At 35.9% G+C, this 13,682-nt stretch carries 13 protein-coding genes, 2 tRNA genes and 1 rRNA gene; 8 read left to right on the plus strand and 8 right to left on the minus strand.

The features are described 5' to 3' along the window. Position 1: 1 nt before the first annotated feature. Positions 2 to 75: transfer RNA gene (locus EU98_RS05035), tRNA-Ile, on the minus strand. Between the two features lie 122 nt (positions 76 to 197). Beyond that, a 16S ribosomal RNA gene (locus tag EU98_RS05030) occupies positions 198 to 1,682 on the minus strand. A gap of 599 nt (positions 1,683 to 2,281) precedes the next feature. On the opposite strand from EU98_RS05030, the gene EU98_RS05025 reads away from it, so the two are divergent. Next, positions 2,282 to 3,721 (plus strand): glycoside hydrolase 100 family protein, encoded by a 1,440-nt coding sequence (locus EU98_RS05025; protein ID WP_032515630.1) that lies wholly within the window; start codon positions 2,282 to 2,284, stop codon positions 3,719 to 3,721. A 2-nt stretch (positions 3,722 to 3,723) separates the two neighbouring features. On the opposite strand, the gene petD is transcribed toward EU98_RS05025, so the two are convergent. Next, complete coding sequence (gene petD / locus EU98_RS05020; RefSeq protein ID WP_032515631.1) at positions 3,724 to 4,206, minus strand: cytochrome b6-f complex subunit IV; 483 nt, start codon at positions 4,204 to 4,206, stop codon at positions 3,724 to 3,726. 33 nt (positions 4,207 to 4,239) lie between these two features. After that, entirely contained in the window at positions 4,240 to 4,896 is a 657-nt protein-coding gene (petB, locus tag EU98_RS05015; RefSeq protein WP_011817812.1) for a cytochrome b6, read from the minus strand. Positions 4,897 to 4,965: 69 nt separating this feature from the next. On the opposite strand from petB, the gene ctpZ reads away from it, so the two are divergent. The 6 genes from ctpZ (at position 4,966) to EU98_RS04985 (ending at position 9,629) form a co-directional block, all read left to right on the plus strand. Continuing rightward, entirely contained in the window at positions 4,966 to 6,252 is a 1,287-nt protein-coding gene (ctpZ, locus tag EU98_RS05010; RefSeq protein WP_032515732.1) for a carboxyl-terminal processing protease CtpZ, read from the plus strand. Positions 6,253 to 6,289: 37 nt separating this feature from the next. Then, a complete protein-coding gene (locus EU98_RS05005; protein WP_032515632.1) occupies positions 6,290 to 7,546 on the plus strand; it encodes an HD domain-containing protein in 1,257 nt (418 codons plus the stop codon). 10 nt (positions 7,547 to 7,556) lie between these two features. Continuing rightward, a complete protein-coding gene (locus EU98_RS05000) occupies positions 7,557 to 8,219 on the plus strand; it encodes a septum site-determining protein MinC (RefSeq protein WP_032515633.1) in 663 nt (220 codons plus the stop codon). A 111-nt stretch (positions 8,220 to 8,330) separates the two neighbouring features. Further along, positions 8,331 to 9,146 carry a septum site-determining protein MinD gene (minD, locus tag EU98_RS04995; RefSeq protein ID WP_032515634.1) on the plus strand — a complete coding sequence of 272 codons (816 nt, stop codon included), beginning with the start codon at positions 8,331 to 8,333 and terminating at the stop codon, positions 9,144 to 9,146. Between the two features lies 1 nt (position 9,147). Then, positions 9,148 to 9,492, plus strand: a complete 345-nt coding sequence (gene minE / locus EU98_RS04990; protein WP_032515635.1) for a cell division topological specificity factor MinE — start codon at positions 9,148 to 9,150, stop codon at positions 9,490 to 9,492. Positions 9,493 to 9,557: 65 nt separating this feature from the next. Continuing rightward, a tRNA-Thr gene (locus EU98_RS04985) sits at positions 9,558 to 9,629 on the plus strand. 178 nt (positions 9,630 to 9,807) lie between these two features. Here EU98_RS04985 and EU98_RS04980 read toward each other — a convergent pair. The 4 genes from EU98_RS04980 to EU98_RS04965 form a co-directional block, all read right to left on the minus strand. Next, positions 9,808 to 10,389, minus strand: coding sequence for an L-threonylcarbamoyladenylate synthase (locus tag EU98_RS04980; protein WP_032515636.1), 582 nt, complete (start codon positions 10,387 to 10,389; stop codon positions 9,808 to 9,810). A gap of 23 nt (positions 10,390 to 10,412) precedes the next feature. Next, positions 10,413 to 11,282, minus strand: coding sequence for a peptide chain release factor N(5)-glutamine methyltransferase (prmC, locus tag EU98_RS04975; RefSeq protein ID WP_032515637.1), 870 nt, complete (start codon positions 11,280 to 11,282; stop codon positions 10,413 to 10,415). Positions 11,283 to 11,293: 11 nt separating this feature from the next. Then, entirely contained in the window at positions 11,294 to 11,446 is a 153-nt protein-coding gene (gene psbM, locus EU98_RS04970) for a photosystem II reaction center protein PsbM (protein WP_011817804.1), read from the minus strand. 104 nt (positions 11,447 to 11,550) lie between these two features. Beyond that, on the minus strand, positions 11,551 to 11,913 hold the full coding sequence (locus EU98_RS04965; RefSeq protein WP_025893996.1) for a 2Fe-2S iron-sulfur cluster-binding protein: 363 nt from the start codon (positions 11,911 to 11,913) through the stop codon (positions 11,551 to 11,553). Between the two features lie 222 nt (positions 11,914 to 12,135). Here EU98_RS04965 and psbB point away from each other — a divergent pair, with 222 nt between their 5' ends. After that, positions 12,136 to 13,659 (plus strand): photosystem II chlorophyll-binding protein CP47, encoded by a 1,524-nt coding sequence (psbB, locus tag EU98_RS04960; protein ID WP_032515638.1) that lies wholly within the window; start codon positions 12,136 to 12,138, stop codon positions 13,657 to 13,659. Positions 13,660 to 13,682: the final 23 nt, after the last annotated feature.

Genomic DNA, 13,682 nt, shown 5'->3' on the forward strand with positions numbered 1-13,682 from the left:
ATGGGCCATCCTGGACTTGAACCAGGGACCTCACCCTTATCAGGGGTGCGCTCTAACCACCTGAGCTAATGGCCCAGGAAAAATAATGGGTGTGACCTAGAAAAACTTAGGAAATGAAATTCTTAATAAATTAAGAACGTGAGATACCGATCGACCTAAGGTGACAAAATAATATTAAACATTTTGTTGTCTCCCTGTTAGGAGGTGATCCAGCCGCACCTTCCGGTACGGCTACCTTGTTACGACTTCACCCCAGTCATTAGCCCCACCTTCGGCGTCCTCCTCCACAAGGGTTGGAGTAACGACTTCGGGCATGGCCAACTTCCATGGTGTGACGGGCGGTGTGTACAAGGCCCGGGAACGTATTCACCGCAGTATGCTGACCTGCGATTACTAGCGATTCCTACTTCACGTAGGCGAGTTGCAGCCTACGATCTGAACTGAGCCACGGTTTATGGGATTTGCTAGCTCTCGCGAGTTTGCTGCCCTTTGTCCGTAGCATTGTAGTACGTGTGTAGCCCAGGGTGTAAGGGGCATGATGACTTGACGTCATCCACACCTTCCTCCGGTTTATCACCGGCGGTCTTTCTAGAGTGCCCAACTAAATGCTGGCAACTAAAAACGTGGGTTGCGCTCGTTGCGGGACTTAACCCAACATCTCACGACACGAGCTGACGACAGCCATGCACCACCTGTCACTGCATTCCCGAAGGCACCCTCAAATTTCTAAGAGGTTCGCAGGATGTCAAACCCTGGTAAGGTTCTTCGCGTTGCATCGAATTAAACCACATACTCCACCGCTTGTGCGGGCCCCCGTCAATTCCTTTGAGTTTCACACTTGCGTGCGTACTCCCCAGGCGGAACACTTAACGCGTTAGCTACGACACCGAAGGGGTCGATTCCCCCGACACCTAGTGTTCATCGTTTACGGCCAGGACTACAGGGGTATCTAATCCCTTTCGCTCCCCTGGCTTTCGTCCATGAGCGTCAGTAATGGCCCAGCAGAGCGCCTTCGCCACTGGTGTTCTTCCCGATATCTACGCATTTCACCGCTACACCGGGAATTCCCTCTGCCCCTACCATACTCAAGCCTTTCAGTTTCCACTGCCATGATGGAGTTAAGCTCCACGCTTTAACAGCAGACTTGAAAAGCCGCCTGCGGACGCTTTACGCCCAATAATTCCGGATAACGCTTGCCACTCCCGTATTACCGCGGCTGCTGGCACGGAATTAGCCGTGGCTTATTCCTCAAGTACCGTCATATCTTCTTCCTTGAGAAAAGAGGTTTACAGCCCAGAGGCCTTCGTCCCTCACGCGGCGTTGCTCCGTCAGGCTTTCGCCCATTGCGGAAAATTCCCCACTGCTGCCTCCCGTAGGAGTCTGGGCCGTGTCTCAGTCCCAGTGTGGCTGATCATCCTCTCAGACCAGCTACTGATCGAAGCCTTGGTGAGCCATTACCTCACCAACTAGCTAATCAGACGCGAGCTCATCCTCAGGCGAAATTCATTTCACCAGTAGGCATATGGGGTATTAGCGGTCGTTTCCAACCGTTATCCCCCTCCTGAGGGCAGATTCTCACGCGTTACTCACCCGTCCGCCACTAACCCGAAGGTTCGTTCGACTTGCATGTGTTAAGCACGCCGCCAGCGTTCATCCTGAGCCAGGATCAAACTCTCCGTTGTGTTCAAATCCTTTTGTAGATAAATCTACTCAAATTGAATTGCTTTATCCAAATAAAAAATTCAGTTTTTGTATTTAGCTTCAGCCTCCTTAAAATTTAAGGATTACATTGAGTGCACATTAAAATATTTCTAAAGTGACTTTCCAAGATCTCAGATCCGTTTACATCAAAGCAAAAGTTAGCAATTGATGACATTTTTATATATTCTTGACGGGACCTCACACCTTTATTGCATATACATCATGAAATAACTAAAAAAATTTAGTTGTCATGACGCAATAAAAGCATCAGTTCCTAAGTTTTTAAATTTTCTAGGTGCAGAGCTAAACAACATGTGAATAACTCATTTTGAAGGGAAAACCCTTCTTCTGGCTGAAAATAATGATCTAAATCAAATCTCCAGAAGATTCAATCACTTACCAAAAATTAGATTTAAGGTAAATTGCTTGAATGATGCAAAAAGAATATTTTTGCCCAGAAGAAAATACTAAACCATCTGACTGTAATTGTGCAACCTTTTATACAAAAATTTTTTATTAATTTTTTATTTGTTCAAAGTCTCTTTAAACAACTAGGCTTAAATAAAGGGATATAAATGAAATGGCAGAAAGATTTAGTCAAAAAAATTTAAGAGTAAGGCCAAGTTCCGATGAAGAAAAAATTGTAACAAATGCAAAAAAACACTTCGAAAAGACTTTGGTTGAAATATCAGGAGAGTTAGTGGGAAGTGTTGCTGCACTAGAACACCCAACAAAAAACAAAAAATTAAATTATGGTGAAATATTTTTAAGAGACAACGTCCCTGTAATGATTTACCTCATTACCCAAAAACGGTACGAAATTGTAAAAAAGTTTCTAAGTGTATGTCTTGAATTGCAAAGCGCAAATTACCAAACACGTGGGGTATTTCCTACAAGTTTCGTTGAAGAAAATGGAAAGCTCATTGGAGACTATGGTCAGAGATCAATAGGGAGGATTACTTCAGCAGATGCAAGTTTATGGTGGCCAATTTTATGTTGGTATTATGTCAATAAAAGCGGCGATTATGCCTTCGGAAAAAGTCAAAGCGTTCAAAGAGGTATTCAACTCCTATTAGATCTAGTTCTACATCCAACATTTGAGGGTACCCCAGTACTTTTTGTTCCAGATTGTGCATTTATGATTGATAGACCTATGGATGTATGGGGAGCACCTCTTGAAGTTGAAGTTTTACTTCATGGTTGTCTAAAAAGTTGTATAAACCTAATGGAATTAAGTAGAGCAGATCATGTTAGTAGACTTTTAGACCAAAGACTTATTCTTACAAATCAATGGGTTAAAGATTTAGGAAGTTTTCTTTTAAAACATTATTGGGTTACTAGCCAAACAATGCAAATTTTAAGAAGGAGGCCAACTGAACAATATGGAGATGATCAACACTTCAATGAATTTAACGTTCAACCTCAAGTAGTTCCTTCATGGCTACAAGATTGGTTAGAGAATAGAGGTGGTTACTTAATTGGAAATATTAGGACAGGAAGGCCTGACTTTCGATTTTACAGTTTAGGTAATTCTTTAGCATGTATGTTCGGAGTACTGCCTGCAGAAGAACAAAGAGCATTATTTCGATTAGTTTTACATAACAGACAGCATTTAATGGCTCAGATGCCCATGAGAATTTGTCATCCTCATATGGATGTTGAAGAATGGCAAAATAAAACTGGATCGGATCCAAAAAATTGGCCTTGGAGCTACCATAATGGTGGTCATTGGCCAAGTTTACTTTGGTTTTTTGGTGCAGCCGTTCTATTGCATCAAAAAAATTATGGTTCTGATGATGTGATTCTCATGGAAGAAATGAAATCCTTAGTAGAGGAATCGTATTGGTGTCAACTTAATCAATTACCTAAGCAAGAATGGGCAGAATATTTTGATGGACCTACAGGTACTTGGGTTGGACAACAATCAAGAACGTATCAAACCTGGACAATTGTTGGATTTTTATTAATGAATCATTTTCTAAGAAACGAGAATAATGATTTAGATATGTTTAAAATTTAAGCCTAAAATAATCCTAGGGTTAGTGATTTATCAATTGGCAAACAGGCCCCAATTCCAAGATATATTGTTAAGAAGGTTCCAAACAAGAAAGCTGACATTGCTATTGGTCTTCTAAATGGGTTTGAAAACTTATTAACGTTTTCAATAAAAGGTAAAATCATTAATCCAAGTGGAATTAATGTTTGAAGTGCTATACCCAAAAGTTTATTAGGAACTACCCTGAGTATTTGGAAAACTGGGTATAGGTACCATTCGGGTAGAATTTCTAAAGGGGTAGCGAATGGATTTGCTTTGTCTCCAAGCATCGCAGGATCAAGAACTGCTAGACCAACTACACAAGCAATAGTGCCTAAAATAACTACTGGAAATATATATAATAGATCATTAGGCCAAGCTGGCTCACCATAATAATTATGACCCATACCTTTAGCCAGTTTTGCTCTTAATTTTGGATCAGATAAATCTGGTTTTTTTAATGTAGACATGCTAAAGACTTGAATTGATTTAAGTATAAAAGTTTATAAGGGACCTGAAATACCCTGTTTACGAATCATTAAAAAGTGCATCAACATGAATACTGCTAATGACCAAGGCAATACGAAAGTATGAAGACTATAAAATCTTGTAAGAGTTGATTGCCCAACACTTTCCCCGCCTCTGAGTAGTTCGACCATAAAATCACCAATAACTGGTATTGCAGCAGGTACACCTGAAACAATTTTGACTGCCCAATAACCAACTTGATCCCAGGGCAATGAATATCCTGTCACTCCAAAAGCTACTGTTATAACTGCCATTACAACACCTGTAACCCAAGTTAATTCTCTAGGTCTTTTGAAACCACCGGTAAGATAAACTCTAAAAACATGAAGGATTAACATCAAAACCATCATTGATGCACTCCATCTATGAACAGATCGTATTAACCATCCAAAACTCACATCGGTCATCAAATAACTTACTGAACTATAAGCTTGAGTAACTGTTGGCTTATAGTAAAAAGTCATTGCAAAACCTGTTGCAAATTGAATTAGGAAGCATACTAAAGTTATGCCTCCTAAACAATAAAAAATGTTTACGTGAGGGGGTACGTACTTGGAAGTTACGTCGTCAGTTATGTCTTGGATTTCAAGCCTTTCTTGAAACCAATCATAAACAGATGAAGAATTCGCCATCCAAAAAAATTAGCTTTGATATAAAGAGCTTACTTAAAATTCTTATACTTGGTGTTAACACTTAACCCAATGAATTCATCTTTTAACAAACTTTTAACATTCAAAACTATGATCACTGCATTAATGATCATCGTTTTTTCTATTCATCTTCTATTGATTGAAAGAGTGGATGCTCTCAGTGATAGCAGGCAATTAGTACTGGACGCTTGGACCTTGGTAAACGAAGGTTTTTATGATCCAGAAAAGTTTGATGAAGTCCAATGGAAAAGAATTAGACAAAAAACATTACAGAAACAAATTGAAACAAGTGAAGAGGCTTATTCCGCTATTGAAGACATGTTAAGACCTCTTGAAGATCCATATACAAGAATTTTACGTCCAAAAGATTATGAACTACTAAAATCAAGTAATTTTGGTAGTGAAATTAATGGTGTTGGGCTCCAATTAGGTGAAGATGATGACAAAAAAGTTAAGGTTATCTCTACTCTTGGAGGTTCGCCAGCTGAAGAAGCTGGAATAGAAAGCGGGGACTTTATAGAGACAGTGGATGGAATCTCATCAGAAAAATTAGGGCTTGCAAGTACTGCCTCTAAGTTAAGAGGTGAATCAGGAACAAAAGTTTTAGTTGAAGTATCTTCGGAATCAGGAGAAACTAGGGAAGTTGATTTAGAAAGGAGATCAGTAGATCTCAGACCAGTTAGAACAAAAAGATTAAGAGACGATTCTCACACGATAGGATATTTAAGGATTACTCAATTCAGCGAAAGTGTACCCAAAAAAGTTGAAGAAGCACTTCAAGAGTTAAAAGATAAAGAAGTTGAGGGCTTGATTTTGGACCTTAGAAATAATTCAGGTGGACTAGTAAGCTCAGGTATAGCAGTTGCAGACTCATTATTAAGTGAGAAACCTATAGTCGAGACAAAAGATAGAAATGGAATCAAAGATGCAATTATTTCTCAAAAAGAGACATCTTTTGATGGACCAATGGTAACTTTAGTAAATAAAGGTACTGCAAGTGCCAGTGAAATATTAGCTGGTTCTTTACAAGATAATGAGAGATCAATTCTTATGGGAGAACAAACTTATGGGAAAGGTTTAATTCAATCCCTAAAAAGTTTGGGAGAGGATAGTGGTATTGCTATCACAGTTGCTAGTTACTTAACCCCCAAAGGCAATAATATTCAAGGCCAAGGTATGACTCCTGACAAATTACTTGATCTCCCGGATTCAAGTGATTATGGAAGTACTGACGATAAATGGGTGAGAAATGCAGAATTATTTCTGGGCTCACTGCTAGAAAAAGAAGAAGTATCAGTTCAAACTATTGAATTAAACGATGTAGAAAATAAATCTTGAAATGGCTAAAGATTGAAAATAAAAAATCTTAAAAATTATGAGCATTAAGAGAATTTTTCATGACCCAATTCATAAAGAAATAGTATTTGATGCAGGGAAGCCAGAAGAGTTAATGATAATGGAATTAATTGATACAGTTGCTTTTCAAAGACTAAGAAGAATAAAACAATTAGGAGCGGCATCATTACTTTTTCATGGTGCCGAATCGAGTAGATTTACTCACTCAATAGGTGTTTTTTGCATAGCTAGAAAAATTTATAAGAGATTAATTGAAAGAAAATCTTCATTTTGTGAAAATAAATTTGTTCTTTACGGAGCAGCTCTACTACATGATTTAGGTCATGGACCTTTAAGCCATACTAGTGAAACAATATTTAGGCATAATCACGAACAATGGTCTGAAAAATTAGTTAAAAATTATTCTCCAATAAATTCAATACTCAAAAAGTATGACAACGAATTACCCAGAAAAATTGCTGAATTATTTCAATCAAAACAATTATTTTCAAAACCTTTAAAAACATTGATAAGTAGTGAGATAGATTGCGATCGTCTCGATTATCTATTACGCGATAGTTACAACACAGGTACTAATTATGGCTTGGTAGATTTGGAAAGAATAATTTCGGCACTGACTTTTTTACCTGATGGGAATATTGGAATCAAACCAAAAGGAGTGATTGCTATCGAGCATTTCCTTGTACTAAGAAACTTGATGTATAGAACAATCTACAATCACAGGATAAACGAAATATCAACATGGATTCTGGAAAAAATATTACACACAATAAAACATAATTATGAAAAAAAAATTTGGTTGGATAATTCTTTATATAAATGGATTTTTTCACCTTCAAAGGTTGATTTTGATGATTTCATAAAAAATGATGATATAACCTTTTATTATCATTTGATTAGATGGAAAGATGAATCTTATGAGCCACTTTCTACACTATGCAAAATGTTTATTGACAGAGATTTATTAAAGGCATCAGACATAAGTTTTTTAAGTAAAATAAATAGATTAAAAATCCTTGCATTTGCCAGAAAATTATGTGAAAGGAACGGTTATGATTCAGAAATATTTTGCGGGATTAAGGAAAGGTCTTTTAAAGGTTTTGAATCTAACAATGCACTTAAAATTTGGGACGGCACTTATCAAAGCGCATTAGAAAATAATTCTGCATTAATAAAAACTTTAATGAGATCCGAGGAAAGCTCTTTTATTATTTATCCAGGTATGATCAAAAATGAAATTAAAAATGAAATTGCATTAATAAAAAATAAGTCCTAGATTTAATTCAATGGAAATTGTTTTTATTAACACCAAAAGTAAAAATTCAGAAATTTTTTCTTTATTAGATTTAGATAATATCCACGAAATTTTAAAAAGATTTTCTTACATAAAGGAACCTTTAGAAGTAAAAATTTTCGCAATTAATGAGTCAATAAGTTCTAATAAATTATCAAAATTAAAAAATCATTTTGACAAAATTAATATTTGTTCCTTATGCATTTACTCAAATAATAGAGATACAATAATAAGTGGAAAGTCTTTAAGAATAAATTCAGCTTTTAATAAAGAGCAAGAGATTAAAAATAAATTAATACTACACAATCCAAAAAAGAAAGACGATTTTCTTCACAAAGGAACAATACGATCGGGTGAAAGAATATCTTCAAATGGAAACCTATTCATTATTGGAGACGTCAATCCAGGAGCAATAGTTTCCGCCAAGGAAAATATTTACGTTTGGGGCAAATTGCTAGGGATCGCATTTGCAGGGAAAAGTGGAAATAAGAATTCCTCTATTGCATCACTTTATCTAAAACCTTTGCAGTTAAGAATTGCGGATGTAATAGCTATTGGACCAAATGAAAAGCCCAAAAATTATTATCCAGAAATTGCGTTAATAGAAAAACAAACGATAATTATCAAACCACACCTAATCGAAAGTAAAAATTAATCAATCATTTGCAATAAATTAATTCAAACAAGACAAATTTAAGAATTACTTAATATTTAAAATATTTAACTTTCTGCAAGTGGCTTTATTATTTGGAAAATCTTTAAAATCGTGGGGAAGAATACTCGCACAATATTAATTTGTTCAGGCAAAGGTGGGGTTGGTAAAACAACTTTAACTGCAAACCTAGGAATAGCACTTGCTAATAGTGGAGCAACAACTGCTGTTTTAGATGCTGATTTTGGCTTAAGAAATTTAGATCTTCTTCTAGGATTAGAAAATCGCATTATTTATACAGCTCAAGATGTTCTAGACAATAATTGTCGTCTTGACCAAGCATTGGTTAGACATAAAAAAGAACCTAATCTTGCCCTTCTACCTGCTGGAGATCCAAGAATGTTGGATTGGATGAAACCCGAAGATATGAAAAAAATTAGTGAGTTACTTAGTGAGAAATTTGATTTTGTCTTAGTAGATTGTCCGGCTGGTGTAGAAGATGGCTTTAAGAATGCACTTGCAGCCTGTAAAGAAGCTATTGTTGTTACTAACCCAGAATTATCCGCAGTGCGGGATGCAGATAGAGTAATAGGGATTCTCAATACGTCAGATATTGAGCCTATCCAGCTTGTAATTAATAGAGTTCGCCCTAACATGATGGCTAGTCAAGAAATGTTATCTATCGAAGATGTTCAAGGGATCCTTTCTTTACCTTTGTTAGGTATTGTTTTAGAAGATGAACAGGTAATAATAAGTACAAATAGAGGAGAGCCACTTACGCTTTCAGATGGTAGATCTCCTGCAAAAAAATGTTATTTAAATGTTTCTCAAAGACTTACAAATAAAGATGTACCAATTATCGATCCAAAAAAAGAAGGCAAAAGTCTCAAAGATAAATTCATGAGATTAATGCAAACAAAGGTTTTTTAAAATGATGACTCTCAGAGATCTTATAAATAAATTACTAGGCAGAGAAACGTCTAGCGCAAACACTGCTAGAGAAAGATTACAACTTGTACTTGCTCATGACAGAGTTGATATGAGTTCCTTAACAACTGATCTTTTAGATAAAATGAGGAAAGAAATTCTTGATGTTGTTGCTAAATATGTTGAAATTGATTTTGATGAGGTGGCAGTAAGTTTAGAGACTGAGGATAGAATGACTGCATTAGTTGCCAATTTACCAATCAAAAGAACTATTTCAGGAGAAATAAAATTCAAGAAAACTGATAAAACTGATAAAACTGATAAAGCTAGTAAAGATATCAAAAAATAATAAATTTAAAAAAAGCTAAAAAAATTCTTATAATTGTTCCTCCCTAATTGTAAGATTAAGAAATTGCCGGCTTAGCTCAGCGGTAGAGCAGCGCTTTTGTAAAGCGAAGGTCATCAGTTCAAATCTGTTAGCCGGCATTTTGATTTATTTAATTCTGTTCAATATTCTTTGCTGAAAATAAAAAAACTAAACCTATCAGAGCAATTATAGGAAATGATCTTACTTCGAGAATATATTCTAAAAAAAATGCGAGGGGTTCAAATATCCAATAAGTAAAAAATTGAATTAATAAAACGAAAAATAATAATGAAAACATTAATTCAATTCCTTAACTAATACTTCTCCTTCTCTAATCAGTCTCCAATCTCCACTTTTCTTCCAAAATATGATGGTACTAGCTTTGCCACTTCTTTTTCCCCAGGGGATAGGGCCCAAAATTTTTACAGAAGGGAAATCTTTAGCAATACCTTCAACTGTAGTTGAACCTTCAAAACCTGAAATATTTGCACTTGAAGTTAACAATGGGCCTGTTTCTTGCAGGAGAGATTGAGCCATATATGAATTTGGAATCCTCAACCCAATAGTAAGATCATTGCTTGTGAGGATTGTAGTCTGCTTTTCTGATGCAGGAATAACTGTTGTAAGAGCTCCAGGCCAATATTTTGAAGCTATTTTTTCGTAATCTTCTTTAGCAGATTCATGAACAAAATCGATTAGTTGTTTGTATTCTGATCCCATAAGAATTAAGGGTTTATCTCTATCTCTTTTTTTAAACTTATAAATAGTATTTGAAAATTTTGGCAAGCATCCAATTGCAGGTAATGTATCAGTTGGGAATATAATAGGTAAACCACTTTTAAGAGTCTTCAAGGCGGATTTGCAGTCTACTAAATTCATTTAGATTATGAACATATAATAATTTATTTATATCTTCCAATGGTAAACCTACCAATACCTGAGAGATCTTTCACAATTTCTATTGATGTAAATTTATTTTTAATAAGTAGTTGTTTTACTTTTTCACCTTGATCAAAATGGTTCTCTAAAATTAGCCAACCCTTCTCTTTTAAGAATAATGGGGCTTTTTGTATTATTTCCCTAATATGTTTTAAACCATCTTCGCCGCCTAATAAAGCAACTTTAGGTTCGAAATTCTTCACTTCTTTGGGTAATTTTTCATAAATATCTATGGGAATATATGGCGGATTTGAAATAGCAAGGTCTAATTTTCCTTTAAAACTTTCAAGAGGTGACCACCAATTTCCACAGTAAAATTTCAAATTTGATTGTTTAGAAGAATTTATAAAATTTTTATTAGCTATTTCTAATGCATCTTGCTCTATGTCAGTTGCTACTCCCTTACTCAATGGATAAGCCAACGCCAAAGCGATACTAATTGCACCTGATCCAGTTCCTAATTCAGCAAAAAATAATTTTTCTGATTTCTTTCGAAATATACTGAAGACGATATCAACTATGAGCTCTGTTTCTGGTCTGGGAATAAGTACTTTGTTTGTAACTTTTAATTTTAAGTCTCTCCAAAAAGTTATTCCACAAAGATGTTGAATTGGGCAAGATGTAAAAAGATGATCATCCCAAACAGATTCCAAAAATTCTAAATTTTTTTTTAAATGTAAATTTCCCCCAGGATTTAAACTTTTCAAGTTTAGATCGCTAGTCGATATACCGCCTATACAATCAAGTAAAACAGCAAAAGAAGGTTGATCGCCTCCTTTAGAAAGTTGTTTTTTTTTCCAAAATAAAAATTCTTTTACAGAAATGCAAAGCATTTATTAAAGCATTAGCGTTTTGGCCCAAGCCTACCTTTACTAGAGTCAGAGTAGAAACTTGATTTTTCTCCATCTTGTGTAGAAATAAATAAACCTATTAGGAATATTGTTGGCACCCCCACAAATAAAAGACTAGCTACGAATCCAAAGTTAGTTGTTTCCATTTAATTGGTAGTTCTATATTAGGTATTAAGACTATAGACGTATAAATTGGAATAAAGTGGAAAAATAAACAAATTTTATAAACTGATTAACAGTCTTAAACAATTTATCGAGGTAATTTTTTATTTTCACTAATTTTTTTTAGTTCTTCCAAATTTGAGGGGGGGGATTGTGGTTTTGTTAAAATTACGGCAGATGATTTTATCAATGTTTGACATGCAAGACGCCAATTTTCTGGTCTGTTTTTGAGTTTTTCTTCTTCAACAGATGTAAGAGGACTCAAAGAATTTTTATTTCCGCCTTCAACTGAAATAAAACATGTACTGCATTGTCCTGCACCTCCACAATTTCCTAATATGCCTTTTAATCCATAAAGCTGTAAATTCTCTTTCATTACAAGTTCCCTTAAATTTTCACCAGGATTGCATTGAACCTCTAAATCCTCACGAATAAATCTGATAGTTGCCATTTTTTTAGTTATTTTTCTTATTTTGACGTTTTACTTTGAGAATTGTGACCAAAATATTAACAGTTTTTAGCCAAAAATTCCTTATAAACTTAGTTGTGCTAATTGATTTGCCCAATTTTTGCAAGAAAATAAATTTATTTACAAAAATCCCTCAAAGACTAAAAAACCCTTACTATCGTGATGTTTAGCTGTTTATACAGCATAGTTACTAGAAATTAACCGATGGGATTGCCTTGGTATCGAGTTCACACAGTAGTTATTAATGACCCAGGTCGACTACTTGCTGTGCATCTTATGCATACTGCATTATTAGCCGGCTGGGCCGGTTCAATGGCTCTTTATGAATTAGCCATTTTTGATCCTTCTGATGCTGTTCTCAATCCAATGTGGAGACAGGGGATGTACGTTATGCCTTTCATGGCAAGACTAGGTATCACAAGTAGTTGGAATGGATGGGATATTACGGGTGCTACTGGAGTTGATCCTGGATTCTGGAGTTTCGAAGGGGTTGCAGCAGCTCACATAGTATTTAGTGGTCTATTGATGTTGGCCTCTATTTGGCACTGGACCTACTGGGACTTAGATTTATGGGAAGATTCAAGAACTGGTGAGCCTGCTCTTGATTTACCAAGAATTTTCGGAATTCACCTTCTTCTTGCAGGACTAACCTGTTTTGGTTTTGGAGCTTTTCATTGCGCAAATGTGGGGATTTGGGTTTCTGACCCTTATGGGTTAACTGGTCATGTAGAGCCTGTAGCGCCCTCATGGGGAGTCGAAGGGTTTAACCCTTTCAATCCAGGAGGTATTGTAGCGAATCACATTGCGGCGGGACTTATGGGTATTATTGGAGGTATTTTTCATATCACCAATAGACCTGGAGAAAGACTTTATAGAGCACTAAAACTTGGAAGTCTTGAAGGAGTCTTAGCAAGCGCTCTAGCAGCTGTATTATTTATATCTTTCGTTGTTGCCGGAACAATGTGGTACGGTTCAGCGACAACCCCAGTAGAGCTTTTTGGTCCTACCAGATATCAATGGGATTCAGGCTATTTCAAAACTGAAATCAATAGAAGAGTTCAAGCAGCTATAGACAATGGTGCCACTAAATCAGAGGCATATGCATCGATCCCAGAAAAACTAGCCTTCTACGATTATGTTGGCAATAGTCCAGCTAAAGGAGGACTATTTAGAGTTGGAGCTCTTGTAAATGGTGATGGATTACCAACTGGTTGGCAAGGTCACATTGCATTTCAAGATAAGGAAGGTAATGAATTAGAAGTTAGAAGAATACCTAATTTCTTTGAAAACTTCCCTGTCATTCTTGAAGACAAAGAAGGTAATGTAAGGGCAGATATTCCATTTAGGAGAGCTGAAGCAAAGTATTCATTTGAACAGACTGGTATCACTGCAACTATCTATGGAGGAGATCTAGATGGACAAACATTTACAGATCCTGCAGTTGTTAAAAGATTAGCTAGAAAGGCTCAACTTGGAGAAGCATTCAAGTTTGACAGAGAGACATATAAATCTGACGGTGTATTCCGAAGCTCACCGAGGGCATGGTTTACATATGCACATTTATGTTTCGGATTGCTATTCTTGTTTGGCCACTGGTGGCATGCTTCAAGAACTCTTTACAGAAATTCCTTTGCTGGTATTGATGCTGAGATTGGAGACCAAGTTGAATTTGGTTTATTCAAGAAACTTGGTGACGAAACCACAAGAAGAATCCCAGGAAGGGTTTAAACTAAACTTATTTACTTAATCTT

Origin of the sequence: Prochlorococcus marinus str. MIT 9314 (assembly GCF_000760035.1) — a bacterium.
Taxonomy (GTDB): domain Bacteria; phylum Cyanobacteriota; class Cyanobacteriia; order PCC-6307; family Cyanobiaceae; genus Prochlorococcus_A; species Prochlorococcus_A marinus_B.